General features: G+C 65.9%; 24 protein-coding genes. 11 read left to right on the top strand and 13 right to left on the bottom strand.

Annotation, left to right across the window (positions count from 1 at the left end):
- Positions 1 to 2: 2 nt before the first annotated feature.
- From pheT to infC, 6 genes are all read right to left on the bottom strand, one after another.
- Positions 3 to 2489 (bottom strand): phenylalanine--tRNA ligase subunit beta, encoded by a 2487-nt coding sequence (pheT, locus tag Q7514_RS21285; protein WP_330135229.1) that lies wholly within the window; start codon positions 2487 to 2489, stop codon positions 3 to 5.
- Between the two features lie 109 nt (positions 2490 to 2598).
- Entirely contained in the window at positions 2599 to 3669 is a 1071-nt protein-coding gene (gene pheS, locus Q7514_RS21280) for a phenylalanine--tRNA ligase subunit alpha (protein ID WP_330135228.1), read from the bottom strand.
- 81 nt (positions 3670 to 3750) lie between these two features.
- On the bottom strand, positions 3751 to 4563 hold the full coding sequence (locus Q7514_RS21275) for a TrmH family RNA methyltransferase (RefSeq protein ID WP_330135227.1): 813 nt from the start codon (positions 4561 to 4563) through the stop codon (positions 3751 to 3753).
- Positions 4564 to 4601: 38 nt separating this feature from the next.
- A complete protein-coding gene (gene rplT, locus Q7514_RS21270; RefSeq protein WP_132474587.1) occupies positions 4602 to 4982 on the bottom strand; it encodes a 50S ribosomal protein L20 in 381 nt (126 codons plus the stop codon).
- A gap of 63 nt (positions 4983 to 5045) precedes the next feature.
- Entirely contained in the window at positions 5046 to 5240 is a 195-nt protein-coding gene (rpmI, locus tag Q7514_RS21265) for a 50S ribosomal protein L35 (RefSeq protein ID WP_054807968.1), read from the bottom strand.
- A gap of 71 nt (positions 5241 to 5311) precedes the next feature.
- Positions 5312 to 6010 carry a translation initiation factor IF-3 gene (gene infC / locus Q7514_RS21260; RefSeq protein WP_330135226.1) on the bottom strand — a complete coding sequence of 233 codons (699 nt, stop codon included), beginning with the start codon at positions 6008 to 6010 and terminating at the stop codon, positions 5312 to 5314.
- 350 nt (positions 6011 to 6360) lie between these two features.
- On the opposite strand from infC, the gene Q7514_RS21255 reads away from it, so the two are divergent.
- A complete protein-coding gene (locus Q7514_RS21255; RefSeq protein ID WP_330135225.1) occupies positions 6361 to 6717 on the top strand; it encodes a DUF1844 domain-containing protein in 357 nt (118 codons plus the stop codon).
- Positions 6718 to 6744: 27 nt separating this feature from the next.
- On the opposite strand, the gene uvrA is transcribed toward Q7514_RS21255, so the two are convergent.
- Positions 6745 to 9678: an excinuclease ABC subunit UvrA gene (gene uvrA / locus Q7514_RS21250; RefSeq protein WP_330135224.1), complete on the bottom strand. Its 2934-nt coding sequence runs from the start codon at positions 9676 to 9678 to the stop codon at positions 6745 to 6747.
- Positions 9679 to 9804: 126 nt separating this feature from the next.
- Between uvrA and Q7514_RS21245 the strand changes: the two genes are divergently transcribed.
- From Q7514_RS21245 to Q7514_RS21215, 7 genes are all read left to right on the top strand, one after another.
- Positions 9805 to 10494 carry an MBL fold metallo-hydrolase gene (locus tag Q7514_RS21245; protein ID WP_330135223.1) on the top strand — a complete coding sequence of 230 codons (690 nt, stop codon included), beginning with the start codon at positions 9805 to 9807 and terminating at the stop codon, positions 10492 to 10494.
- Positions 10495 to 10595: 101 nt separating this feature from the next.
- On the top strand, positions 10596 to 10730 hold the full coding sequence (locus Q7514_RS21240) for a hypothetical protein (RefSeq protein WP_330135222.1): 135 nt from the start codon (positions 10596 to 10598) through the stop codon (positions 10728 to 10730).
- A 46-nt stretch (positions 10731 to 10776) separates the two neighbouring features.
- Positions 10777 to 11952 carry a N(5)-(carboxyethyl)ornithine synthase gene (locus Q7514_RS21235; RefSeq protein ID WP_330135221.1) on the top strand — a complete coding sequence of 392 codons (1176 nt, stop codon included), beginning with the start codon at positions 10777 to 10779 and terminating at the stop codon, positions 11950 to 11952.
- A 78-nt stretch (positions 11953 to 12030) separates the two neighbouring features.
- Positions 12031 to 12447 carry a TIGR03667 family PPOX class F420-dependent oxidoreductase gene (locus tag Q7514_RS21230; protein WP_330135220.1) on the top strand — a complete coding sequence of 139 codons (417 nt, stop codon included), beginning with the start codon at positions 12031 to 12033 and terminating at the stop codon, positions 12445 to 12447.
- Positions 12448 to 12615: 168 nt separating this feature from the next.
- Complete coding sequence (locus tag Q7514_RS21225; RefSeq protein ID WP_330135219.1) at positions 12616 to 13629, top strand: DoxX family membrane protein; 1014 nt, start codon at positions 12616 to 12618, stop codon at positions 13627 to 13629.
- A 133-nt stretch (positions 13630 to 13762) separates the two neighbouring features.
- Positions 13763 to 16186: a HelD family protein gene (locus Q7514_RS21220; RefSeq protein ID WP_408016147.1), complete on the top strand. Its 2424-nt coding sequence runs from the start codon at positions 13763 to 13765 to the stop codon at positions 16184 to 16186.
- Entirely contained in the window at positions 16180 to 16614 is a 435-nt protein-coding gene (locus Q7514_RS21215) for a DUF732 domain-containing protein (RefSeq protein WP_330135218.1), read from the top strand. Before Q7514_RS21220 ends, Q7514_RS21215 begins: the two co-directional genes overlap by 7 nt.
- Before the next feature lies 1 nt (position 16615).
- Here Q7514_RS21215 and Q7514_RS21210 read toward each other — a convergent pair whose 3' ends face one another.
- The 3 genes from Q7514_RS21210 to uvrB all read right to left on the bottom strand — a co-directional run bounded on the left by Q7514_RS21210 (position 16616) and on the right by uvrB (position 20348).
- Positions 16616 to 17068: a universal stress protein gene (locus Q7514_RS21210; protein ID WP_054715656.1), complete on the bottom strand. Its 453-nt coding sequence runs from the start codon at positions 17066 to 17068 to the stop codon at positions 16616 to 16618.
- Between the two features lie 158 nt (positions 17069 to 17226).
- On the bottom strand, positions 17227 to 18099 hold the full coding sequence (locus Q7514_RS21205; protein ID WP_330135217.1) for an SCO6745 family protein: 873 nt from the start codon (positions 18097 to 18099) through the stop codon (positions 17227 to 17229).
- 89 nt (positions 18100 to 18188) lie between these two features.
- Positions 18189 to 20348, bottom strand: coding sequence for an excinuclease ABC subunit UvrB (uvrB, locus tag Q7514_RS21200; protein ID WP_330135216.1), 2160 nt, complete (start codon positions 20346 to 20348; stop codon positions 18189 to 18191).
- Positions 20349 to 20441: 93 nt separating this feature from the next.
- On the opposite strand from uvrB, the gene Q7514_RS21195 reads away from it, so the two are divergent.
- Together Q7514_RS21195 and Q7514_RS21190 are read left to right on the top strand one after the other, a co-directional pair.
- A complete protein-coding gene (locus tag Q7514_RS21195) occupies positions 20442 to 20951 on the top strand; it encodes a DUF402 domain-containing protein (RefSeq protein ID WP_330135215.1) in 510 nt (169 codons plus the stop codon).
- A gap of 493 nt (positions 20952 to 21444) precedes the next feature.
- Complete coding sequence (locus Q7514_RS21190) at positions 21445 to 23151, top strand: sodium:solute symporter family protein (RefSeq protein WP_330135214.1); 1707 nt, start codon at positions 21445 to 21447, stop codon at positions 23149 to 23151.
- Between the two features lie 8 nt (positions 23152 to 23159).
- Here Q7514_RS21190 and Q7514_RS21185 read toward each other — a convergent pair whose 3' ends face one another.
- Positions 23160 to 24359 (bottom strand): IS110 family RNA-guided transposase, encoded by a 1200-nt coding sequence (locus Q7514_RS21185; protein ID WP_330135213.1) that lies wholly within the window; start codon positions 24357 to 24359, stop codon positions 23160 to 23162.
- A 236-nt stretch (positions 24360 to 24595) separates the two neighbouring features.
- On the opposite strand from Q7514_RS21185, the gene Q7514_RS21180 reads away from it, so the two are divergent.
- Positions 24596 to 24727 (top strand): putative transporter small subunit, encoded by a 132-nt coding sequence (locus Q7514_RS21180; protein ID WP_330135212.1) that lies wholly within the window; start codon positions 24596 to 24598, stop codon positions 24725 to 24727.
- Between the two features lie 85 nt (positions 24728 to 24812).
- On the opposite strand, the gene Q7514_RS21175 is transcribed toward Q7514_RS21180, so the two are convergent.
- Positions 24813 to 25493: an FMN reductase gene (locus Q7514_RS21175; RefSeq protein WP_330135211.1), complete on the bottom strand. Its 681-nt coding sequence runs from the start codon at positions 25491 to 25493 to the stop codon at positions 24813 to 24815.
- A complete protein-coding gene (locus tag Q7514_RS21170; RefSeq protein WP_330135210.1) occupies positions 25490 to 26629 on the bottom strand; it encodes an LLM class flavin-dependent oxidoreductase in 1140 nt (379 codons plus the stop codon). The genes Q7514_RS21175 and Q7514_RS21170 overlap by 4 nt, the downstream gene beginning before the upstream one ends.
- Between the last annotated feature and the right edge of the window lie 66 nt (positions 26630 to 26695).

The following is a 26695-nucleotide window of genomic DNA, read 5'->3' as shown; positions in this document are numbered from 1 at the left end:
CGTCACGCCCGAAGTTCCGCTCCCACGGCGGCCGAGGCAGCAGCCACGGCGCTGTCGCGAGCAGCGCTCGCCTCGTCCTCGGTGAGGGTGCGGTCGTACGCACGGAACCGCAACGCGAATGCGAGCGACTTGCGCCCCTCGCCCACCTGGGAACCCGTGAAGACATCGAACAGACGGATGTCCTCGAGCAACTCGCCGCAACCGCTACGCAGGGCCGCTTCCACGCGTGCGGCAGGCACCTCGTCCGACACCACCACCGCGACATCCTGCAGGACCGCCGGGAACGGCGACACGACCGGGGCGGGCAGCAGCTCCACGATCGGCAACGCATCGAGGTTCAGTTCGAACGCGCATGTCCGCGCGGGCAGTCCGGCGCGTTCGACGACGGCCGGGTGGAGCTCACCGGCATGTCCGACGACGACACCGTCGACCAACAGCTCGGCGCAGCGGCCCGGGTGCCACGGCAGGTACTGCGCCGCGCGGCGCTCGAGCTGCACACCCGCGGCCCGGGCGATGGTCTCGGCTGCGGCGAACGCGTCGGCCGCTTCCCCGGCCCGGCCCGGCCCCCAGGGGCCGGCAGGTTCCCGCAGGCCCGACAGGACACCGCCGACGTGCACGGGCTGCTCGGGCAGAGACCGCTCGAGGAGGGCGATCTCATCGTCGGTGGGGCGCCGGTCGACGGGCAGCGCCGCGACCGAGGTGGTCTCGGAGCCGGGATGAACGACCTGTGCAATCGAGAAGAGCGCGACGTCACGCTGTCCGCGCGAAATGTTGCGGGAGAGTACTTCGAGCAGTCCCGGCAGCAGCGTCGTCGCCAACTCCGGTCGATCCGCCTCGAGCGGGTTGAGGACCTTGGTGGTGGTGCGGCGCGGGTCGTCGGCGTCGAGTGCCCACGTGTCGAACACGCCGGCGGGCAGGAACACCGGGGCGAGGACCTCGATGTAGCCGTCGGAGGCGAGCGCACGGCCCACCGAGCGCCGGCGACGCTGACTCGGGGTCAGTCCTCGTCCGGCCGGCGCAGCCGGGACGACCGAGGGGATCTGTTCCAGGCCCTCGAGACGGAGGACCTCCTCGACCAGATCTGCGGGCTGGCGCAGATCCGGACGCCACGACGGGGGTGTGACGACGAGCTGACCGTGCCCGTCGTCACCGACACCTACTTCGACCGCGCAGCCGATCTGTGTGAGGCGACGCGCGGCGGTGCCGTTCGCGTAAGTGACACCGGCGGTGCGGTCGGGCAGGTCGATGTCCATGTGGACCGAAACGGTCTCGGTGGGTACCGAGATGTCGGTCAGGGTCGGCTCGACGCGCCCGCCGGCGATCGATGTGAGCAGCGATGCCGCACGATCGAGCGCCGCGAGCGCAACCTCGGGATCGACGGTGCGCTCGAATCGCTTGCCGGCCTCGCTGCTGAGCTTGTGTCGGCGATTGCCGCGGAACACCGCGAGCGGATCCCAAGTGGCGGCCTCGAGGAGGATCTCGGTGGTGCCGTCGCCGACCTCGGTGGTGGCGCCGCCCATGATTCCGGCCAGGGAGATGACACCGCTGTCGTCGGTGATGACGACATCCTCGGGATCGAGGTCGCGTTCCACACCGTCGAGGGTGACGAGCTTCTCCCCCACTGTGGCGCGACGGATCACGATCTCACCCTGCAGGGTGGCGGCGTCGAACGCGTGCAGCGGCTGACCCAATTCGAGCATCACGTAGTTGGTGACGTCGACCGCCGGTGAGATCGGGCGGACCCCGGCCGTGTGCAGGCGACGCTGCATCCACCAGGGGGTGACCGCGGTCGGGTCGATACCCGTGACCTTCCGCGCCGCGAATCGCGTCGCGCCGGCCTCCGGTTCGAGGCGGATCGGGTAGCTCTCCCCGCCGTCGGACGGCAGGGACGGGACCTGCGCCGGGTCGATGAACTCGAGATCGAAACCACACGCCAGCTCGCGGGTCAGGCCGCGCAGCGAGAAGCAGTAGCCGCGGTCGGGGGTGATGTTGAGTTCGATGACGGTGTCGCCGAGCCCGAGCAGGTCGTTCGCGTCGTCGCCGGGCTCGCCGGAGCCGGGTTCGAGGATGAGGATGCCGGAATGGTCCTTGCCGATACCGAGTTCGGCGACCGAGCAGATCATGCCGTCGGAGACCTGCCCGTACGTCTTGCGCGCCGCGATGGCGAAGCCCCCGGGCAGCACTGCACCGGGCAGCGCCGCCACGATGAGGTCGCCTTCGGTGAAGTTGCGGGCACCGCACACGATGCCGCGGGGCGCGTCCTCTCCCACATCGACCTGGCAGAACCGGATGGGCTTCTTGAAGCCCTCGAGTTCGGTGATCTCCTCGACACGTCCGACGACGAGGTGGTCGACGCGCTCGAGGGTCTCGATGTCCTCGACCTCGAGTCCGACCCTCACGAAGCCCGCGTCGAGTTCCTCCGGGGTGACGTTCCACTCGGGGGTGGCGCGCTGCAGGATTTCCGCCAGCCAGGATTGCGCTACTCGCACTTGAGCTCAGCTTTCTCGTTCGATGTCGGTCTCGGGTCGGAGCGTCGGCGCCCGTCGGTCAACGGGTCAGGGCGTCAGCCCTGCACCCCGAAGGGCACGGGTCAGGGCGTCAGCCCTGCACCCCGAAGGGCAGGGTGAAGCGGATGTCGCCTTCGACGATGTCGCGCATGTCGGAGATGCCGTTGCGGAACTGCAGTGTGCGTTCGAGGCCCATGCCGAACGCGAATCCGCCGTACACGTCAGGATCGATGCCGCTCGCGCGGAGCACGTTGGGGTTGACCATGCCGCAGCCGCCCCATTCGACCCAGCCTGCGCCTCCCTTCTTGTTCGGGAACCACACGTCGACTTCGGCGGACGGTTCGGTGAACGGGAAGTAGTTCGGCCGCATCCGGGTCGTGGTCTCGGGGCCGAACAGGGCACGGGCGAACGCGTCGAGGGTGCCCTTGAGATGCGCCATGGTCAGGCCTTTGTCGACCGCGAGTCCCTCGATCTGCGAGAACACCGGGGTGTGCGTGGCATCGAGTTCGTCGGTGCGGAAGGTACGGCCGGGGCACACCACGTAGATCGGGATGTCGCGGCTGAGCATCGTGCGGACCTGCACCGGCGAGGTGTGCGTGCGCAGCACCTGTCGGGAGCCCTCGGGCGCGATATGGAAGGTGTCCTGCATCGTCCGGGCCGGGTGGTCGGGCAGGAAGTTCAGGGCATCGAAGTTGTAGTGCTCGGTTTCGACTTCCGGCCCCTCGGCGATCTCCCAGCCCATCGCGACGAACACGTCGGAGACCTGCTCGGAGATGATGGTGATGGGGTGCCGCGCGCCGAGCGCGCGGCGGGTCGCGGGGAGGGTCACGTCGATCGATTCGGCGACGAGGACGGCGGCGTCGCGCTGCGCCTGCAGTTCTTCGCGGCGCGCGTCGAAGGCGGCCTGCACTGCGGTGCGGTGTACGTTGACGCGTTTTCCGGCGTCGGCGCGTTCGGGGCCTGGTAGGGATCCGAGGGCACGCTTCGCAAGCGAGATGGGTGCCTTGTCCCCGAGGTGAGCGATCTTCGCCTGGGCGAGTTCGTCGAGGTCGCGGGCCGCGCCGAATCCTTCGAGGGCTGCCTTCTCTGCCGCAGCGAGTGCGTCCTCGGTCAGCGCTTGGGGATCGACTTCCGGCGGGGTGCCGCCCTCTTTCTTGGCCACGACCGGTGCAACTCCTTCTTCGGGCGAACGGTTCTTCGTCGGTGGGTGAAGCCGGTGCAGCGAGGCCGCACCGTAGAAATCCTAGGTTAGGCGCGTAGCGGACCGGTGCTGCACCCGGGCACTCGCGTACATGCAGATCGCGGCGGCGGTCGCCAGGTTGAGGGATTCGGCACGACCGCGGATCGGGATCCGTATCCGGTGGTCGGCACGGGCGGCCACTTCGGGGGGGAGTCCGTGGGCCTCGCTGCCGAACAGCCAGGCGGTGGGTCCGGCGAGCAGTTCGTCGGCCTCGTCGAGGTCGACCTCACCGTCGGCCGCGGTTGCGAGGATGCGGATGCCTCCGGCGGTCACGGCGTCGAGAACGCGAGTGGTGTCGCGCTCCCGCACGACGGGCAGGTGGAACACGCTGCCGGCGGATGAACGCACGCATTTCCCGTTGTGGGGGTCGACGCTGCGGCCCGCGAGGATCACCGCGTCGGCCCCGACCGCGTCGGCGACACGGATGAGGGTTCCTGCGTTGCCGGGCTCCCCCATCTCGACCGGGATTGCGAGTAGCCGTGCCCCGGAGCCGAGTGCCGAGCCGAGAGGCACGTCGAGGGTGTTGCACACCGCGACGATTCCGGGCGGGGAGACGGTGTCGGACAATCGCTCGGCGGCACGGTCGGTGACGGTGCCGACGCGGATGCCGCGGCCCTGCGCGGTGGTGACGAGGTCTCGGTAGCGCTCGGCAGCGGCTTCGGTCACGAACACGTCGTGGACGACTCCGGACTCGAGTGCCTCGGTGACCGAGTTCTCACCTTCCGCGAGGAAGCGTCCGGTTTTGCGCCGTTCGGCGGCACGGAGCAGTTTGACAGCAGAAACGACCCGTGGGGTGCGCTCGGTGAGCGGGTCCACGGGCCGTTCCGGTGCTGGATACTCGTTCAGCGTCGCGCTCAGGCAGCAGGAGCGTTGACGTCGGCCGGCAGCGCAGCCTTCGCGACGGCAACCAGGCCGGCGAATGCCTCGGCGTCGGAGACGGCGATTTCCGCGAGGTTCTTGCGGTCGACCTCGACACCTGCAGCCTTGAGGCCCTGGATGAACCGGTTGTAGGTGATGTCGTTCGCGCGGGCCGCAGCGTTGATGCGCGTGATCCACAGCTTGCGGAAGTCGCCCTTGCGTGCGCGACGGTCGCGGTAGGCGTAGGTCAGCGAGTGAAGCTGCTGTTCCTTGGCCTTGCGGTACAGACGCGAGCGCTGCCCGCGGTAGCCCTTGGAGGCCTCGAGAATCGAACGGCGCTTCTTCTGGGCGTTGACGGCCCTCTTCACGCGTGCCACTGATATGTCCTGTCAGGTTCGGGGGGCTGGTACTCGGCCCCCGGGATGGTCGGTCGGGAGGGCTCAGATGTCGAGCAGGCGCTTGATGCGCGGTGCGTCGGCGGGCGCGACGACGGCGGTGCCGTCGAGGCGGCGCGTCACGCGCGAGGACTTGTGCTCGAGCAGGTGGCGGCGACCGGCCTTCTGGCGAAGGATCTTTCCGCTACCGGACACCTTGAAACGCTTCGCGGTGCCGCTGTGGGTCTTCGACTTGGGCATGGAGTCCTCAGTTCTTGTCGTGGGTACATCGGTGCGGTGCTCGCGCAGCACCGGATGTGCTGCCGGAGCGGCTAGCTGGTCTGTGCCTCTCCCGACTGCTCCTGCTGCTCCGGCGCCGCAGGCGCGGCGGGTTCTGCAGGTGCTGCGGGGGCTGGCCGGGAAGACTTGGCCGGAGCGGCGTGCGCGGCTTCCTGAGCCTTGGCGCGGGTCTTCGCGCCCTTGTGCGGGGCCAGGACCATCGTCATGTTGCGGCCGTCCTGCTTCGCGGACGTCTCGATGAATCCCAGGTCGGCGACATCGGCGCCGAGACGCTGCAACAGACGGAATCCGAGTTCGGGCCGCGACTGCTCACGACCACGGAACATGATGGTCACTTTGACCTTCGAGCCGGCCTCGAGGAAGCGAACGACGTTCTTCTTCTTGGTCTCGTAGTCGTGGTCGTCGATCTTGGGACGGAGCTTCTGCTCCTTGATCACGGTCAGCTGCTGGTTCTTGCGCGATTCGCGCGCCTTCTGCGCGGCTTCGTACTTGAACTTGCCGTAGTCCATGATCTTGCAGACCGGCGGGCGGGCGTCGGGGGCCACCTCGACGAGGTCGAGGTCGGCTTCGATGGCCAGGCGGAGTGCATCTTCGACACGCACGATTCCGACCTGTTCACCACCCGGTCCGACGAGTCGGACCTCGGGAACACGGATGCGTTCGTTGATGCGGGTCTCAGCGCTGATGGGGCCTCCTAGGTAGAAATGCGGTGTGGTCTCTGCTGACCGCACCGCAGCACGCGGGGCCCGGCGATTCCTCGACGAAAAAACCCCGCTGCGGTGCTGTTACACCTCGCGGGGTCCGTACCGACCGGTCGACGCGCCACGGCATTACCGCGACCACGTTCCACACCCTCATGGGCGTGAACTCTTCGAGCGCCGGAGCGTTCGAAGGACCGGACCACTGCGCCGTTGAACTACCCGGCCAGAGGTGGGAGGCGGACTCCACTTGCTGCCCACGTGAGTACACGAGGGCGGTCGTGAAAACCAGTTTAGCAAGAGATGCTCGTCGGCGCCGAATCGGACGTCGGAGCGCACACCCGGGAACCGAGCACCGCGCCATTGGTGGGATCCTCGAGGACATGACCGATACCCCCGACCACACCGACCAGCCCGCGGACGTCCGCGACCTCGCCGACATCCCTGCAGTCGAGGTGATCAGCCGCGCTGCGGTGATGCTGATGAGTTCCGCTGCGGAGAAGCTGGGCCTGGCCGACGACGAACCCGACGCGAGCGACCGTCTCGACCTCGACGAGGCGCGCCGAGTGATCACCGCGCTCGCCGGGCTGGTCACCGCCTCGGTGGAATACCTCGGCCCGCACGCCGGGCCGATCCGTGAGGGCCTGCAGGCGCTTCAGAAGGCATTCCGCGAAGCGTCCTCGGTGCCCGACTCACCCGGTCAGGGCCCCGGCGAAAAATACACCGGTCCTGTCTACTGACGTTCGGCGCGTGCTCGTCCCGCCTCCTCAGCCGGCGGCGGCCTTCTTCCGGGACGCACGCTTGCGGGCGGGACGAGCCGACTTCTTCTGCGGGGCCGGAGCGGACTCGGCGAGAGATTCCGCGAGGAATCGACCGGTGTAACTGCGCTCGACTGCCGCGACGTCCTCGGGAGTGCCTTCCGCAACCACGGTGCCGCCGCCCGATCCACCTTCCGGGCCCATGTCGATGATCCAGTCCGATGTCTTGATCACATCGAGATTGTGTTCGATGACGATGACCGTGTTGCCCTTGTCGACGAGCCCGTTGATGACCCCGAGCAACTTCCGGATGTCGTCGAAGTGCAGTCCGGTCGTCGGTTCGTCGAGGATGTAGGCGGTACGTCCGTTGGAACGTTTCTGCAGTTCGGCGGCGAGCTTGACGCGCTGCGCCTCGCCGCCGGACAGCGTCGTCGCGGGCTGGCCCAGGCGGACGTAACCCAGACCCACCTCGACGAGCGTCGCGAGGTAGCGGTGGATCGAGGTGACCGGCTCGAAGAACTCTGCGGCCTCTTCGATCGACATGTCGAGCACCTCGGCGATCGTTTTGCCCTTGTAATGAACCTCGAGTGTCTCCCGGTTGTACCGGGCGCCGTGGCACACCTCGCACGGCACGTACACGTCGGGCAGGAAGTTCATCTCGATCTTGAGGGTGCCGTCGCCCGAGCACGCTTCGCAGCGGCCGCCCTTGACATTGAACGAGAAACGTCCCGGCTGGTAACCGCGGACTTTGGCCTCGGTGGTCGCGGCGAAGAGGGTGCGGATCTTGTCGAACACCCCGGTGTAGGTCGCGGGGTTCGACCGCGGTGTCCGTCCGATGGGCGACTGATCGACCTGCACAAGCTTGTCGAGCTGATCGAGGCCGTTGATGCGGGTGTGCCGGCCGGGCACCTGCCGCGCGCGGTTGAGCTTGTTGGCCATCACGGTCGCGAGGATCTCGTTGACGAGCGTCGACTTGCCGGAGCCCGACACACCGGTCACGCAGGTGAGCACCCCGAGGGGGAATGCGACGTCGATTTCACGGAGGTTGTTCTCCCTGGCACCGATCACGGTGACCTGACGTTTCGGATCGACGGGTCGGCGCACGAGTGGAACCGGGATCGTCTCGCGACCCGACAGGAACGCGCCGGTGATCGATTCGGAATTGTCGAGAAGCCCTTTGTAGGTGCCGCTGTGTACGACGTGCCCGCCGTGCTCTCCGGCGCGGGGGCCGATGTCGACCACCCAGTCCGATGCACGGATGGTGTCCTCGTCGTGTTCGACGACGATCAGCGTGTTCCCGAGATCGCGCAGCCGGGTGAGGGTGTCGATCAACCGGCGGTTGTCGCGCTGGTGCAGCCCGATCGACGGCTCGTCGAGCACGTAGAGGACACCGACGAGACCGGAGCCGATCTGGGTGGCGAGACGGATACGTTGGGCTTCACCACCGGACAGGGTGGCGGCGGCGCGGGCGAGGGTGAGGTAATCCAGGCCCACGTCGAGCAGGAAGCCGAGCCGTGCCTGTACTTCCTTGAGGACCTGACCGGCGATCGCCGCTTCGCGGGGGCCGAGAGTGAGGCTGTTCAGGAAGTCGGCGCACTCGGCGATCGACAACTCGCACACCTCGGCGATCGACTTTGCGCCGCGGTCGCAGGCGGTGATCGTGACAGCCAGGATCTCGGGGCGCAGTCGGGTGCCATTGCACGTCGGGCACGGAATGTCGCGCATGTACCCGTCGTATCGTTCCTTCATCTGCTCCGACTCGGTCTGTTCCATGCGGCGATGCAGAAACGGCATGACGCCCTCGAACTCCGCGTAATAGGAGCGGACCCGACCGTAACGGTTCTTGTAGCGGACGTGCACCTGTTCGGTGCTGCCCTCGAGCACGGCCTTACGGACCTTCGCAGGCAGCTTCTTCCACGGGGTGTCGATGTCGAAGCCCATGACGTCGGCCAACCCGGTCAGCAGCCGGGTGAAGTATTCGGAGCTCTGCCCCATCGACCACGGCGCGATTGCCCCCTCGGCCAGGCTTCGGTCGGGGTCGGGTACCACCAAGTCGGTGTCGACCTCTTTGCGCACGCCGAGGCCGGCACAGTCGGGGCACGCGCCGTACGGCGAGTTGAAGGAGAACGAGCGCGGCTCGAGGTCGTCGATCGCGAGGGGGTGCGCGTTCGGGCAGGCCAGGGTTTCGGAGAACCGGCGTTCGCGATCGGGGGCATTCTCGTCGCGGTCGACGAAGTCGAGGACGACGATGCCTTCGGCGAGGCGCAGCGCGGTCTCGACGGAATCGGTGAGGCGCTGCTTGGCGGAGGGCTTCACGGCGAGGCGGTCGACCACCACCTCGATGTCGTGCTTCTCCTGCTTCTTGAGCTTCGGCGGCTCGGAGAGCGGGTACACCACCCCGTCCACTCGGACGCGGGAGTACCCCTGCACGGTGAGGTGCTCGAACAGGTCGACGAACTCGCCTTTCCTGGTCCGCACCACGGGGGCGAGGATCTGGAAGCGGAGGCCCTCGTCCATTTCGAGGACCTGGTCGACGATCTGCTGTGGTGACTGCCGTGCGATCTTCTCGCCGCAGACCGGGCAGTGCGGTGTGCCGGCGCGCGCGTACAGCAGCCGGAGATAGTCGTAGACCTCGGTGATGGTGCCGACGGTAGAGCGCGGGTTCCGGTTCGTCGATTTCTGGTCGATCGAGACCGCAGGTGACAGGCCCTCGATGAAGTCGACATCGGGCTTGTCCATCTGGCCGAGGAACTGCCGTGCGTAGGCGGACAGTGACTCGACGTAGCGGCGCTGGCCTTCTGCGAAGATCGTGTCGAACGCGAGGCTCGACTTGCCGGACCCGGAGAGGCCGGTGAACACGATCAGACTGTCGCGCGGCAAATCCAGGTCGACACCGCGCAAGTTGTGCTCGCGTGCCCCTCGTACGATCAGGCGATCCGCCACGCCAGTTCCTTCCTAGTCGACAAGGCCGCATTCGGGCCCTGGCCCATCGTAGGCGCGCCCACCGACACGTTCCGGTCTGCGACCACTCCACCTCGGACGATGCGTCACAGCGGTAACGTGCGGCACATGACGCAGCAGCCCCTCATCATCGACGACCACTACACCGGCGCGGTCTCCCCCGGCGGTCCCGCGCAGCGCCGTACGATTCCCGGCGCCACCATCGTCAAGCTCTCGGTCGGGCAGATGGACAACAACACCTACCTCGTCACCGACACGGCGACCGGGAGATCACTGTTCATCGACGCGGCCAACGAACCGGACCTGCTCGTGCCCTACCTCGCCGAGCACGCGCCGGACCTCGAGCTCATCGTCACCACGCACCAGCACTGGGACCACTGGCAGGGACTCGAGCAGGTCGCTGCCGCGACCGAGGCACCGACCGCCGCGCATCCGCTCGACGCCGAACCGTTGCCCGTGACCCCGCAACGTCTGATCGAGGAAGGCGACACCGTCCGGATCGGCGAGCTGTGCCTCGAGGTCCTGCACCTGTCCGGACACACCCCCGGTTCGATCGCGCTCGCGCTCGAGGAGGACGGCACCGGACGTCACCACGTCTTCACTGGTGACTGCCTGTTTCCCGGCGGCATCGGAAAGACCGCGGACAACGAGAAGTTCACATCGTTGCTCGACGACGTCGAGATGAAGCTCTTCGGACGATTCGGTGACGACACGGTGATCTACCCCGGCCACGGCAAGGACACCACGCTCGGAGCCGAGCGTCCACATCTCCGGGAGTGGCGCGAGCGTGGCTGGTGACGCCGAGAGGCCCCGTCTGCGAGGTGAGGCGTGAATCACGCCGAGGATGCCGTACTGTCAGGACATCAGGACCGTTCAGGTCCTCAATTGAGGGTGGCAGCATGGCCGACAAATCTCCTCGTAGTTCCATGTCCGAGAAGTCCGGCAAGTCGCTGAAGGAAAAGCGCGCGGACAAGAAGTCCCGAACAGGCACCAACGCGGACCCCGAGATCGTCGCCCACGTCAAGAAGCGCTGACGCGACCCGCCCACTGTCCCCCAATCCTGCAGGAGCACAACTACATATGCTTGATCTCGGTGTCTTGGCGCATTCCCGGAAGAGGAACGAGCGCCGTCTGCCGATCCATCCGCGTCACTTCCATCGGATCGACGACGACCTGCGCAGGCACATCTTCCTCGAGCCCGGGTACGGCGAGCCGTTCGGCGTGTCCGATTCCGAGCTGGAGCCGTTCATCGCGGGTTTCCGCTCCCGAGATCGACTGGTCGCCGAGTGCGATGTGATCGCTCTCCCCAAGCTCCAGGCGAGTGACCTCGAGGAGTTCCGCGAGGGGCACACGGTATGGGGGTGGCCACACTGTGTCCAGGACACCGAAGTGACGCAACTGGCGATCGATCGCCGCCTGACCCTCATCGCGTTCGAAGCGATGAACCACTGGCGCAGCGACGGAAGTTTCGGGCTGCACGTGTTTCACAAGAACAATGAGCTCGCCGGTTACAGCTCGGTGATACACGGCCTGCAGACGATCGGCACCACCGGCGACTACGGACGTCGGCTGCGCGCGGTGGTGATCGGGTTCGGTGCGACGGCGCGTGGCGCGATCACCGCACTGAACGCGCACGGCGTCGACGACGTCCGGGTGCTCACCAACCGCGATGTGGCCGCAGTCGGATCTCCGATCCACTCGGCGCGAATCGTCCGATTCGAGCACGACGCGACCGATCCGCATCGGAGTTACGCGCTCACCGACGACGGTAGGGTACCCGTGGCCCCGTACCTTGCAGAGAACGACATCGTCGTGAACTGTGTGTTGCAGGACACCGCCGACCCACTGATGTTCCTGGTCGAGGACGATCTGCCGGCCTTCAGGTCGGGCAGCTTGATCGTCGATGTTTCCTGTGATGCCGGCATGGGTTTCAGCTGGGCGCGACCCACGTCTTTCACCGAACCGACATTCGTGGTCGGCAATGACGTTCACTACTACGCTGTCGACCACAGTCCGTCGTATCTGTGGAATTCCGCGACCTGGGAAATCAGTGAAGCGCTACTCCCCCACATACGGACCGTCCTCTCCGGCCCGGACGCCTGGCTCGACGATCGGACCATCGCGCGTGCGATCGAGATCCGCGACGGGGTGATCCGGAATCCGAGTATCACCGCATTCCAGCACCGCTCGGCCGAGTATCCCCACGAGGTAGCCGCACACACGACGAGTTCGTCGAGTCCGGCCGGGCTGCGGTAGAGGAAACCGCATCCCGGAAGATCGGGGCCGTCGCCGGTGTTGCACCTCACTGCACTGCCTCGACGAAAGGACAGAACGATGCCCCGGACTGCGACACCGTCTATTCCCACGTCCGTCACCGACCGCCTCGACGAGGAGCGAGTGCTCTGGCTCACTACCGTCGATCAGCACGGGTCCCCCGTACCGACGCCGGTCTGGTTCCTCTGGTCCGACGACACCGTCCTGATGTTCTCCCAGCCCGGCACAGCCAAGCTGCGCAACATCGCTGGGCAACCGCGGGTGAGCTTGAACCTCAACAGCGACACCCACGGTGGCCGGGTGGCGGTCATCACCGCCAGTGCTGTAGCCGATACCGCCGTCGATGATGCCGAGTGGGCCCGCTTCGTCGCCAAGTACGACCACGACATCGAGTCCCTCGGCATGACCCCGGAACGCTTCCGCGCCGACTACGCGGTGCCGATCCGGTTCACGCCCGAGCGATTCAGGGGCTGGTAGCTGTTCACGCTCGATGCACGGACAATTCTTCGGCATATCAATCATTTCCGTCTCTTCCGAATTCATCCCGCGAACAATTGTGCGCGAGGATCTCGCATATTTCGGGTCCGATTCGGGTACACGTGACAGGGTCTGAACACACAGCGACAGCGGAGAAAGAGGCTGCACATGATCGTCCGAAGGATTGCTCGTCCGATGCTCGCGTCCATCTTCATCGCAGGGGGAATCGATGCCCTGCGAAATCCCGCGCCCAAGGCCGCCGCGGCCCAGACCGGGTTGGACCAGATGATCGGCGTCGCACCCGATTCGGTCACCGACCGGCTACCCAGCAATCCGGAGACGCTGGTGCAGATCAACGCCGCGGTCCAGGTCGGTGCCGGTGCGCTTCTTGCGATCGGCAAATGGCCGCGGATCTCGGCCCTCGCACTGGCCGGGACGGTGGTACCGACGACCGTGGCCGGCCACGACTTCTGGAACTACGACGATCCCGCCGAGCGGGCCCAGCACCGCACACAGTTCCTCAAGAATGTCGGACTGCTCGGCGGATTGCTGCTCGCATCCGTCGATACCGAAGGCAAGCCGTCCCTCGGATGGCGAGGCCGACGCGCGGCACGCCACGCGCAGGAGGCCGTGGTGGCGGCCCTGCCCGGATCGACATCGGATCACGCGACCGGCGACGCCCTGCACACCGTCTCCGAACGAGTGAAATCCCTCACCGAGGAGGCAAGCCAGCAGGGAAGCACCCTTCTCGAGAAGGCCAAGGAACGTGCACCCGAATTAGCCGAGGTCGCACGCGACCGCGGCACGGAGATCCTCGAGGTCGCCCGTGAGCGCGGACCCGAACTGGCCGCAGTCGCACGCGACCGCGGTACCGAGCTGCTCGACGCAGCCAAGGAGCACGCCCCCGAACTCACGGACACCGCAAAGGAACGCAGCACCGAACTCCTCGAACGTGCCCGGAACCGCGCCCCCGAGTACGCCGAGGTTGCGCGTCGACGCGGCTCGAAGTGGTGGGAGACCACCCTCGATCGAGGGACCGAGCTGGCGCACCTGGCCGAAGAACGGTCCTCGGAACTGAATGCGAAGGCACTCGAGAACGCGCAGCAAGCCCGGGCACGCGCGGAGAAAGCTGGGAAGAAGGCGGCGAAGGCCGAGAAGGCACTCGAGAAGAAGCTCCGGTAGGAGCCTCGGGTCCCATCGGACACCTCGGCGGACGCGCCGGATTTCTGCACATCGGCCCCGGCCGAACTAGACTCCTTGGACACTTTCCTCGACGTGCCTGCGCGTTCGAATCGTTCCAACCCGAGGAGTTCATGTGCCGGATGATGGCGCGCCCCATCCCGACCTCGAGCACGAGCAGCGCTACCTGTCGACGCTGTATACGCACCTCGACGAACTGCGTGAGTACACCAAGACGCGCTTGAAGCGGGTGCTGCTCGAAACTGGCGGCACGCCCCAGGCACGCAGCGAACGCGAATCGTTCACCCAGATGTACACCGAGGATCTCGCCAAGTACGACGCGGCCGAACACGGACTGTGCTTCGGCCGCGTCGATGTCCGTGAAGTCGATGTCCGCGACACCGAACAGAACGACGACCCGGACACCGGCAGCGGCCGCACCGAGGCCCGATACATCGGACGCATCGGCATCCTCGACGAGGACAACGACTACGAATCGCTGCTGCTCGACTGGCGCGCTCCCCTCGCCCGGCCGTTCTATCTGGCCACACCCGCAGCACCCGACGGGGTGGTCCTGCGCCGCCATATCCGGAGCCGCAACCGCACCGTGACGGCCCTCAACGACGAGTATCTCGACCTCGACACGGCACGGGAGCACGCGAACGTCGGCTCCGCAGGGGGCGTCGCCGGCGAGTCGGCACTCCTCGACGCCCTCAATGCAGCCCGCACCGGGCAGATGCACGACATCGTCGCGACGATCCAGTCGGAGCAGGACGCAATCATCCGCTCCGAGCACAAGAGCGTGCTCGTGGTACAGGGCGGCCCCGGCACCGGCAAGACCGCGGTCGCTCTGCACCGGGCCGCATATCTGCTCTACACCTATCGCAGACAACTGGCGAAGAGCGGCGTGCTCATCGTCGGACCCAACTCGACGTTCCTCGACTACATCGGCCAGGTGCTGCCGTCGCTGGGTGAAACGGGAGTGCTGCTGTCCACTGTCGGCGACCTCTACCCCGGAGTGACAGCCACTCTCGACGACGACTTCGAGGCCGGCGAGATCAAGGGGTCCCTCGACATGGTGGACATCCTGAAGAAGGCGGTGCGCGACCGCCAGGAGGTGCCGTCGAAGCCGATGCCCATCGCCTTCGACACCTACCGGCTCACACTCGATCGCAAGATGGTCACCCGTGCCCGCGGCCGCGCGCGGTCGTCGCGTCGCCCGCACAACCTGGCCCGGCCGATCTTCGTGTCCGGTGTCATCGAAGCGCTTGCCGATCAGATGGCGGAGATCATCGGCGCGGATCTCGTGAACGGCGGAAATCTCCTGAGCCGCGACGACATCGACGACATCCGCTCGGAAATGCGGGCGGATGCCGACATCGTGGCCGCGATCGACTCACTGTGGCCCACACTGTCACCGCAGCGGGTGCTCTCGGATCTGCTGGCGTCGAAAGAGCGTCTCGCAACCGCAGCCCCGAACCTCACCGACGGCCAGATCGACACTCTGCATCGACCAGGCCCGCACGCCGGTTTCAGTGCCGCGGATGCACCATTGCTCGACGAGCTCGCCGAGCTGCTGGGCATCGACGACGCGGCAGAACGCGAAGGTGCCGCCAAGCGGTGGCGCAAGCAGATCGCCGATGCCCAGGGCGCCCTGGACATCCTCACCGGTTCCGCACCGCAGGATCTGGAGGACGAACTCGATCCCGAGCTGTTGATGGCGTACGACCTGATCGATGCGTCGCAACTGGCCGAACGTCAGGACTTGAAACAGTACCGGACCACGGCCGAACGAGCTGCAGGTGACCGTACCTGGACGTACGGGCACATGATCGTCGATGAGGCGCAGGAGTTGTCGGACATGGCGTGGCGCATGCTGATGCGCCGCATCCCGAACCGGTGGATGACCTTGGTGGGCGACACTGCACAAACGGGTGACCCAGCGGGAACCTCCTCGTGGCAACGGATCCTCGAGCCGTATGTGAAGAATCGATGGCGCAAGGCCGAGCTGACGGTCAACTATCGGACGCCCGCCGAGATCATGCGGATCGCGCACGACGTGCTCGCCGAGATCGATCCCGAGCAGGTACCGCCCCGCTCGGTGCGCGACTCCGGATTCGAGCCGTGGGCGCGACAGATCGATCAGGACCAGCTCGTCGATGCGGCCCGTGAGGTCGTCGATGCCGAGGTCGGTCCAGGCCTCACCGCGGTAATCGTACCGCCGCGCCTGGCGCAGGAGTGGGCGCACCTGGCCTCGGAATCGGTGCGGGTGGCGACCGTCAAGGACGTGAAGGGACTCGAGTTCGATTCTGTGGTCCTCGTCGAACCGGAGGAGATCCGGGCGGCGTCGCCGCGCGGACTCAACGACCTGTACGTGGCGTTGACGCGCGCGACACAGCGCCTCTGCGTCATCCACACCGCACCGCTTCCGCGGGTCCTCAGGGGACTTGCGACCCCACTCGAAGCGAGCGAAGCGACGGGGAATCCAGGCCGGGCGAGCGAAGCGACGGGGAATCCAGGCAGGGCGAGCGAAGCGACGGGGAATCGGGCGCCGTGCTGACCCTCGGATGGTTGCCCGGCCGGAGGTCCGGTCGTCGCGCAGCGCGAACGTTGGTGCTGGTCGGGGCCGGTGCCGCGGCGGTGTCGTGTGCCACCGGCACCGCCACCGTGGAACAGTCGACGACCGCGGCGACGACCTCGACGACGAGTGCTCGCCCGGAGCAGAAGGCACCGTTGCTCGATTCGCACGCGATGCGATTCAAGAACGCGTTGGCCGACTCGGGGTTGGCTGCGGGGGTGCCCGACGAGACCCTGCTCGCGGTAGGCCGGGGCCTGTGCAGCCGACTGGCGGACGGTGCTCCGGAGGATGAGGTGGTCGACGTCGTTCGGCCGATCGCGGCGTACGCCACGACGGTCTCGGACACGATGATGCCGGGCGACGATGCCGCCCGGCTTTTCATCGTGGTCGCGCGCGAGGAGTTCTGCTGACTCACCGCACCGTGTGCACGATCAGCACGTCGGAGGTGGATTTGCGGGCCACGTCCGACGGCACGGACCCGAGGAGCCGGCCGGTCAGAGTGTTGAGTCCGCGATTGCCGATGACGACGAGGTCTGCCTCGACCTCGCCGATGAGGGTCAGCAGGGAATCGACGGGCGCACCCACGATGGGGCGCTCGACAATGTCCTTCGCGCCCGCCACGGTCGCTTTCTCCCGGGCGGTACGGAGGATGTCGTAGGTCGGTGCAGACCCTGTGACCTGGTATGCCTCGTCGCGGAGGACGTCGGCCGCCTGGGCGGTGTCGCGGGCATCCGCCGGGTAGTACGCGCACGCGATCACCAGTTTGGCACCGGCGTCCGAGGCGAGTGCAGCAGCTTTCTCCACTGCGCGGTACGACGACTCCGAGCCGTCGGTGCCGACGACAATGGTCCGGTAAGCGGTCATTCAGTCCTCCATCGATGATGTGTCGGCGCGGTGGCCGATCGGTGGCGACGGATCGAACAGGCGATCCCCCACACCTGATGCTGGCAAAGACACTAGCGGTCGCGGCGGTACTGATGGGACGTTTGGGGTGGACACCTCATCGACCACTACTGTGTGTGTTACCTCGCGTCACCGAAACGTGGTCCGAACATCCGGCCGGGGAGCGGTCCGCTGTCGGCAATCGTGTCGCGCCACGGCACCGCGAGGTCGAGCAGCCTCTCGACCGCCCTCTCCCCCACCGCAGCCCACGGGCCGACTGCGAGATCGTCGGTGAGATCCTCGACGAGTTCGCGCACTTCGAATCCGTCGCCCGTCAGTTCACCGGCACGGTTGATCAACCCTCCCGAGCGCAATGCCGTCTCGGTCTCATCCCATTCATCGGTGGTCCAGCCCCTGTTCGCCTTCGCGAATTCCGCACTGAACCCGATCCCGCTCGCGGTGTGCGTGACGAGCGCATCGAGCCCCGAGAGCCCGGCACCCTGCAGCGCTGCGACGTGCCCGTCCCCGCGGTATTCGCGGAGAAGGGTCAATGCGTGCCAGAAAACCAGGTGTGGCGCCTCGGGCCACGGCTGATCGGCGTATCCCGCGAAGAGTGCCCGACCGTCGACACCGGGAATCGACCGTGCGACGGTCGCAGCCAGTTCCGCGGCCTCCGTCATCTCCTGCGAAGCAATGACGTCTGCTCCGAGCCACCGACTCATCGCCGCATCGACTCCACGGACGCGCGCCTCATACACTTCTGACGGTGCGGCGATCTCCCATGCGGCAGGTAAGGCCACCTCGATCAGACGCGGCGCGAAGTTGTAGAACGTCGCGGTCGCAACGCCTGGTCCGACCTTGCCCATCGGGGCGACCCGCGACGCGACGTACTTCATTGCAGCGCCCTCGAGACCGAGTTCCCCCAGTTCCGAATGCACTTCCGGAGCGAAATACGTGAAGGAATGAAGGAGCTCGAGGGCGCGGGCGGCGCGACCGGCGGCAGCGGAATCCATATAGAGGGACAGTACGGCAACCGCACGGCGACATCATGGCGTGTGTATGCGGATATGACCCAGACCTGCGGCACCCGATCCTGGACCCACTACTGGAGCCCGGCGGCATCCATACCGCGCAGCTCCTTCTTGAGATCCGAGATCTCGTCGCGCAGGCGCGCCGCGAGTTCGAACTGCAGGTCGCGGGCGGCCTGCATCATCTGATCGGTCAACTGCTGCACGAGATCGGCGAGTTCCGCGCGGGGCATCGATTTCGGGTCGCGTCCCTCGACGACACCTGCACTACCGCCCCGACCCGATTCACCTTGTGCTCGACGCCCGCGACTTGCGTTGCGACCCGAACCGCCCACCTCGATCTTCTCCGAGTCCTCGGCCTCCTCGTAGACCTGGTCGAGGATGTCCGCGATCTTCTTGCGCAGCGGCTGCGGGTCGATACCACGCTCGACGTTGTACGCGATCTGCTTCTCACGGCGACGCTCGGTCTCCTCGATGGCTCGTGCCATCGAGTCGGTGATCTTGTCGGCGTACATGTGGACTTCGCCGGAGACGTTGCGGGCCGCACGACCGATCGTCTGGATCAGCGACCGGGTCGAGCGCAGGAATCCTTCCTTGTCGGCATCGAGAATCGCCACGAGCGACACCTCGGGGAGGTCGAGTCCCTCCCGCAGGAGGTTGATGCCGATGAGTACGTCGTACTCCCCGAGACGAAGCTGACGGAGCAGTTCGACACGGCGCAGGGTGTCGATATCGGAGTGCAGGTACCGCACACGGACCCCGAGTTCGAGAAGGTAGTCGGTGAGATCCTCGGCCATCTTCTTCGTCAGAGTGGTCACGAGAACGCGTTCGTCGCGCTCGACCCGCCCGCGGATCTCGTGTAGCAGATCGTCGATCTGGCCCTTCGTGGGTTTGACGACAACCTTCGGGTCGACAAGCCCAGTGGGCCGGATGACCTGTTCGACGAACTCGCCGCCGGCCTGCCCGAGTTCGTAGTCGCCGGGGGTCGCCGACAGATATACGGTCTGACCGATCCGGTCGGAGAACTCCTCCCAGGTCAGGGGACGGTTGTCGACGGCAGACGGCAGCCGGAAGCCGAATTCGACGAGGTTCCGCTTGCGCGACATGTCGCCCTCGTACATCGCGCCGATCTGCGGCACTGTCACGTGGGACTCGTCGATGACGAGCAGGAAGTCTTCCGGGAAGTAGTCGATGAGGGTAGCGGGCGCCGATCCGGCCCCGCGCCCGTCGATATGCCGCGAATAGTTCTCGATGCCCGAGCAGAAGCCCACCTGACGGATCATCTCGAGATCGTATTGGGTGCGCATCCGAAGCCGTTGCGCCTCGAGGAGCTTGCCACGATTCTCGAGATCGGCGAGGCGTTCCTCGAGTTCCGATTCGATCGAGTTCACGGCGCGTTCCATACGTTCGGGACCCGCCACGTAGTGCGTTGCCGGGAAGATGCGCAGCGAGTCGACCTTGCGAATCACGTCGCCGGTGAGCGGATGCAGGTAGTAGAGGGCGTCGATCTCGTCGCCGAAGAACTCGATGCGGACGGCGAGTTCCTCGTACGCAGGGATGATGTCGACGGTGTCGCCCTTCACGCGGAAGGAGCCACGTGTGAACGCCATGTCGTTGCGGGTGTACTGCACGTCGACCAACAGGCGTAGAAGGGCGTCTCGTGGCACTTCGACGCCGACCTCGAGCTGCACCGATCGGTCGAGATAGGACTGCGGCGTGCCGAGACCGTAGATGCACGAGACGGATGCGACGACCACGACGTCGCGACGGGAGAGCAGCGCAGAGGTGGCGGAGTGCCGCAGTCTCTCGACATCGTCGTTGATCGACGAGTCCTTCTCGATGTAGGTGTCGGTCTGCGCGATGTACGCCTCGGGTTGGTAATAGTCGTAGTAGGAGACGAAGTACTCGACAGCGTTGTGGGGGAGCATCTCGCGCAACTCGTTGGCAAGCTGCGCGGCGAGGGTCTTGTTGGGCGCCATCACCAGCGTGGGTCGCTGGACTCGCTCGATCAGCCACGCGGTGGTCGCGGACTTACCGGTGCCGGTGGCACCGAGCAGGACGACGTCCTTCTCCCCCGACCTCAGGCGGCGCTCCAGTTCGTCGATGGCGGCGGGCTGATCGCCCGCGGGCTCGAACTCGCTGACGACTTCGAAGCGTGCGTCGGTGCGCTCGATCTCACCGACCGGGCGGAACTCGGAATGGGCAACAACCGGATGCTCGCTTGCGAACGCCATGCGATCCAGGGTAGGCGCTGCCACCGACATCCCCCGCTCCACCGAGCCGACCGTCTCGGTACTCGCGGCACTGGATCACGGTAGCGTGCCCTCATGCCGCACCGTCTTCATCCGATCAAGGTGGAACGATTCGACGTGACCGCCCGGACCAACACGGACCCGAAAGGCACGGTGCGACCGGTCGAGCACTTCCGAGTACGCCCGTGGGGTCTGTACATGGGCCGGCCCGCAGATCATCCCCAGTTCGACTACCTCGAATCCTGGCTGCTGCCGTCCCTTCATCTGCGCGCATCGATCTTCCATTTCCGGCCGGGACACGAACGCGACCAGGACCGCTACGTCGATGTCGGGATCTTCTGGCGCGACGGCGACGTATGGCACTCTCGCGATCACTACCTCGACCTGGTGGTCTCGACGGGCCGCGGCACCCGAGTCGAGGACATCGACGAGCTGTTCGCAGCGGTGGCTGCCGGGGTGCTCGATACCGACGACGCGGAGCGGGCGGTGGCCACCGCCCTGACTGCGGTCGACGGAATCGCCTCCCATGGTCACGACCTCGACGCATGGCTCGCATCCCAGGGTTCTCCCGTCGAATGGCGTTGAGACAATTCGGGACGGACCACGAACGATTCACTCGCATTTCCTGCGGAGATATCGGGTGGATCACGTAGAAACATCCCGGAAATCGCATAATGCGACTCCTCCGACGAGACCCATGTAATTACCCGTACTCACGGCATGTTACTGTTTCGCGGTCGACGAGCATTTGCATTACACAGCAGAACAACTCCGGACCAGCGTCCGGAGGGTAGTGAATATCGGCAGGACGAGGAAACCCCTCCCTGCCGACATGCCTGGCGCCCGAATACCGTCGTGAGCGCGCAGCAGCGCCGCTGCTGCCCCGTCGACGTGCGCCCATAAAGGGGCGTTCACCAGCAGGATACGTGTAGCCACGTGTCCGGAACGACCGGCTGCAGCGTCGCAGTGCCGAGTCGCTCGGGTTTACCCGCCCGCCCACCGGTCGTCACAGCCGAAACCGTATTCGTATCGCGCTGCGCCCGGCGCCGGGCGACCCACGAATACGAAGGAGGTTGCATTGGACAGCACCGAGCTCGTTCAGTTCAGTGCCGTGACAGTTGTTCTGTTGCTTGTTTTATTCTATGGTGGAACATTTCTCATTTCGACCCGGATCGGCAAGAAGAACGAAAATGCCGACGGGTACATGACCGCCGGAAACAAAATCGGATTCGGCGTCTCAGCAGCAAGTATGACTGCAACGTGGATCTGGGCGTCCTCGCTCTATGCGTCCGCAACCTCGGGATATACCTACGGTATTTCCGGCCCCATCCACTACGGACTCTGGGGTGCGTTGATGATTCTGTTCATCTACCCATTCGGCAAGCGGATTCGCGCGGTTGCACCCAAGGCGCACACCCTCGCCGAGGTCATGTACGCGCGTCACGGTGCCTCGAGCCAGTTGATGCTCGCCGGATCGAACGTGGTCGGCAGCCTCATCAGCCTGATGTCGAACTTCATCGCAGGCGGCGTACTCATCTCGATGCTCTCACCGTTCTCCTTCGTGCAAGGCGTGGTGTTCGTCGCCGCCGGCGTCCTCCTGTACACGCTGTGGTCGGGATTCAGGGCGTCAGTGCTCACCGACTTCGTCCAGGTGGTCGCCATGCTCGGAGCGGTCGTCGTGATCATTCCGGCAGTTTTCTTCATCACCGGCTTCCCCGACGCCTTCGACGTCGGCGCGAGCAACCTCACCGAACAGCAGAGCAACTTCTTCTCGAGCGACGCGTTCCTCAATCAGGGCGCGCCGTACATCGCGGCGGTCCTGGCCTATGCGATCGGCAACCAGACGATTGCCCAGCGCCTCTTCGCGGTGCGCGAGGATCTGATCAAGCCGACTTTCATCACGGCGACCGTCGGATACGGCGCGACGGTCATCGGCGTCGGTATGTTCGGTGTGCTCGCGCTGTACCTCGGAATCGACCCGATGGACGGGGACGTCAACAACATCATTCCGCAGATGGTGGCGTCATACCTCCCGGCGGTCCTGGTGGTCCTGTTCTTCGTCATGATCATCGGCGCCCTGTCGTCCACCGCGGACTCCGATCTCGCTGCCCTGTCGTCGATCGTGATGGCCGACATCTACGGCCAGAACATCGCAGGCGGCAAGGAGCACGCAGATCCCAAGCGAATGCTGTTCGTGGGCCGAGCCACCATGGTGCTCGCTACCGCTGCGGCAGTCGGATTCGCGAGCATGCGCTTGAACATCCTCGATCTGCTGGTTTTCGTCGGCGCGCTGTGGGGTGCCCTGGTCTTCCCCGTGATCGCCAGCTTCTACTGGAGCAAGGTCACCAACAAGGCGTTCACCACGTCGGTGCTGCTCGCACTCGCACTGTTCCTGCCGGTGCGATTCGGTTGGTTCTCGATGGACGGTGTGGTCGGCTACCTCGTCGATGTCGTCTCGGTGGTCGGTGTCGGTGTGATCGCCGGGTTGATGGCGTTCGGGTTCTTCGGACTGCGTGTCGCGCGGATCGTCGCGGTCGCGACGGCATTGATCGCCGCCCCGTTTGCGATCGGCTTCCTGCACGACTATGCGGTGCTGAGCGCGTCGCTGGTGGCGTATGCGGTGAGCACGGTGGTGTGCTGGGCGATGTCGGCGAACAGCAAGGAAGAGTTCGACTTCGACGTGATCGCGCAGCGCGTCGGTGATTTCGACCCGGTCGAGAGCGACCCGGACGGAGATTCCGACAACGACCAGACTCTGACGAAGGACCGCGCATGGGATTCCTGAGTCAACCTCTACGCTGCGAGCGGTTGGTTTCGGGTACTGCGATGTTCGGGATCGTAGGGGGTTTCGGTGCGCCAACAGGCCCAGATGATGCGGAGCCAGGACCGTCCGAGAGTTCGCAGTGCGTGAGGGTGTCGCTGTCCGCGAGCGCGGGCGTCGGCGTAACGTTGCCGAGCCCAGGGGTCCGCGTGGCGAGTGTTGTCGAACCAGGTGTGCAGGGCTTGTCGGGCGCGGCGGTTGGTGGCGTGGCGGAAGCAGACGACGTGACTCTTGCCGGACGCGCGGGTGATCGGTGCCACGCCGGTCTCGGCGGCGAGCTGGTCGAAGCTGGTGACTCGTTCGAGGATCGGTCCGACCTCGCCGATGATCTGCGCGAGGTTGAGCACACCGATCCTCGGAAGGTGGGCCAGCAGTGGGGCGTAGGGATGGGCGGCGACCTTCTCGGAGATGATCTTGTCGAGTGCGTCGATCCCGCTCTGCAGCGCACGTACGATCGCCACCTGCGATCTGATCAACTGTGCAACAACAGGTTCCGAGAGTCGTGCGGCCGACTGAGGCGCGCTGCCCATGCGTTCGGTGAGGGCGACACCCGATCGGCGACCGCTGTAGCTGTGCTTGCGGCAGAAGGCCTCCATCCGCTTGGGTGTCAGTGCCGCGGCGGCTTGCGGGGTCGGATAGCGGTCGAGGAACGCCAGTGCGATCACAGAGTGCAGTGCAGCGAAGACGGTCTTGCCGCCGGGCCAGTAGGTGTCGAGAAGTGCCGCGAGCTGGTTGACTGCCGCGGTCCGCAACTCGAGTTGATCGCCACGCTGGCGGGTCAACGCCTGCAACTCGAGGGTTTCGACCCCGGTTCCGGTCAGACGCCGCAGGCGGTGCCCGTCGGTGCGGGCGTAGTCGGCGAGCGTGAACGAGTCGCCCGGGTCGCTCTTGGCGCGAGCCGCACCCCATCGCGGCCTGGCAGCGTGAAAGGCATTGGGATGTATCGGAATAACAGGATGTCCGGCGGCGAGGAGGCGGTCCACGACGAGGCCGCGGGTCGTCTCGATGGCTACCGGCAGATCGGTCGCATGACCGTGGTCGGCGAGTGCGGTGATCGCACGGCCGATGCCATCCTCGGTGTGCGGGACCGTCATGCGGTACACGCGCTCGCCCTCAGCGTTGATGACGGTCATGTCGTGGGCGGTGTTGCCCCGGTCCCAGCCTACGAACATAGGTGTTCTCCTCACAGGTCGTCACGCGATCTGCTCGGAGTGGGGAGCCGCTGCCGGAAGCTCACTGATCGGCCCTCGTTGGGGCATGTTCCTGACGCCGGTCGACGGCTCCCGGCCCGGCGGGGCCGGCAGTACTCATGCTGGCCCTCGAAGGGCGTGCACACAGGGCCGTGCACCCACCGGTACCGAGAGATCACAACCCTAACCGATAGGGCTGCAGAAAGGATGGTGCCCTAGTGAGCACCCTTGCCCTGACCCTCTACGTTCTGATCTGGCCTGCACTGGTGGCACTCGTGTTGTTCGTCCTCGGCCGCGGCTTCATCAAGGAGTGGCTCGAAGCCCGCCGAAATGGTGAAGATCTCATCTGACCCGCACTCGCGGCATGCGAATCGGCCCGCAGGAGCGACACATTCGTCGCCCTACGGGCCGATCTGCACCGAGCACTCCATGCCGTCACTTCAGGTGGGGCTGCAGCAGCACCTCGAACGCGGAGCCACCGGTTCCCATCGATACACCGGGCACGGTGTTGCCGGATCTCCGTGGCCGGGTCGTACTCGTGGGGACGAAACCGTCGACGCCTCCTGTGTCGGCCACGATGAGCGCCGCGAGTTCGTCCGCGGCGCGGCGGATACGTCCGGACAGTCCTTCCTCGCCCGTGCTCTCCCCACTCCCGAAATCTTCGGTGGCAGCGAAGATTCCCGTAGGCACGACGACCGCTCCCAGGAACGCGAACAACGGCCGCATCGCGTGGTCGAGTACGAGTGAGTGGCGTGCTGACCCCGCGGTGGCAGCGATGATCGTCGGCATGCCGCGCACGGCGTCGGCATCGAGGGCGTCGAAGAACATCTTGAACAACCCGCTGTAGCTCGCCGTGAACACGGGTGTCACTGCGACCAACCCGTCCGCCCGCGACACTCGTTCACGGACCTCCGCCAGCGCGGGCGTCGGAATCTGCGTGGTCATCATGGTCGCGAGATCACCTGCGAGATCACGCAGTTCCACGACTTCGACGTCGACCGCCTCACCGCGCGCTCCGATCGCAGCGATCACCGCATCGGCGATCCTGTCGGACAGCAGTCGCGTGGACGACGGTTGCGACAGTCCTGCGGTGACGACGATCAGGCGGCGGGTCATTTCGACGCCCCCACGGCCTCCGTGTCGATCGTGGCCGGCACGACGAGTCGATGCGGCGAGTCCGGTCCCGCCGCCGCCAGCGAAGTGTGGGTCGGCGGATCCGATGGTACGTGCGCGGGGCGACGACGCTCGAACTCGGCGCGAAGCACCGGCACGACCTCACGACCGAGAATCTCGATCTGTTCGAGAACGACGTCGAGCGGCAGACCCGCGTGATCCATGAGGAAGAGCTGACGCTGGTAGTCCCCGGCGTAGTCCGCGAATCCGAGGGTGCGCTCGATGACCTGCTCGGGAGTGCCCACCGTCAACGGGGTCATCGCCCCGAACTCCTCGAGCGACGGTCCGTGGCCGTACACGGGTGCGTTGTCGAAGTACGGCCGGAACCGGCGCTTGGCCTCGGCTTCCGTGTCGGCCATGAAGACCTGCCCACCGAGCCCGACGATGGCCTGATCCGCGGCGCCGTGCCCGTACGCCTCGAACCGGTTGCGGTAGAGCGTGATCATCTGCTGGATGTGTTCCCTGTTCCAGAAGATGTTGTTGTGGAAGAATCCGTCACCGTAGAAGGCGGCCTGCTCGGCGATCTCGGGAGAGCGGATCGACCCGTGCCAGACGAACGGCGGGGTGTCGTCCAAGGGCATCGGGGTGGAGGTGTATCCGTGCAGCGGGGTGCGGAACTTCCCTTCCCAGTCCACGACCTTCTCGCGCCACAGGCGACGCAGCAGGTGATAGTTCTCGATTGCCAGCGGGATGCCCTGACGGATGTCCTTGCCGAACCACGGGTAGACCGGTCCGGTATTGCCACGGCCCATCATCAGATCGACGCGCCCTCCGGAGAGGTGCTGCAGCATCGCGAAGTCTTCGGCGATCTTGACCGGATCGTTGGTCGTGATCAGTGTCGTCGCTGTAGAGAGGATGAGGTTCTCGGTCTTGGCGGCGATCCAACCGAGCATCGTCGTCGGCGACGACGGCACGAACGGCGGATTGTGGTGCTCTCCCGTAGCGAAGACGTCGAGCCCGACCTCTTCGGCAGCGAGGGCGATCTTCGTCATGGCGACGATGCGGTCGTGTTCCGTGGGAATGCGCCCTGTCGTGGGATCGCGGGTCACATCTCCGATGGTGAAAATACCGAATTGCACGTCCGGACCTCCGTCATGTTGTTGAATAGTCAACTACTTTAACGGACTGCCACACCGAGGTATTCC

Origin of the sequence: Rhodococcus artemisiae (genome assembly GCF_036327795.1) — a bacterium.
Lineage (GTDB): Bacteria > Actinomycetota > Actinomycetes > Mycobacteriales > Mycobacteriaceae > Rhodococcus > Rhodococcus artemisiae.
Note: the sequence above shows the minus strand (reverse complement) of the source record. Positions and strands in the feature narration are given on the sequence as shown.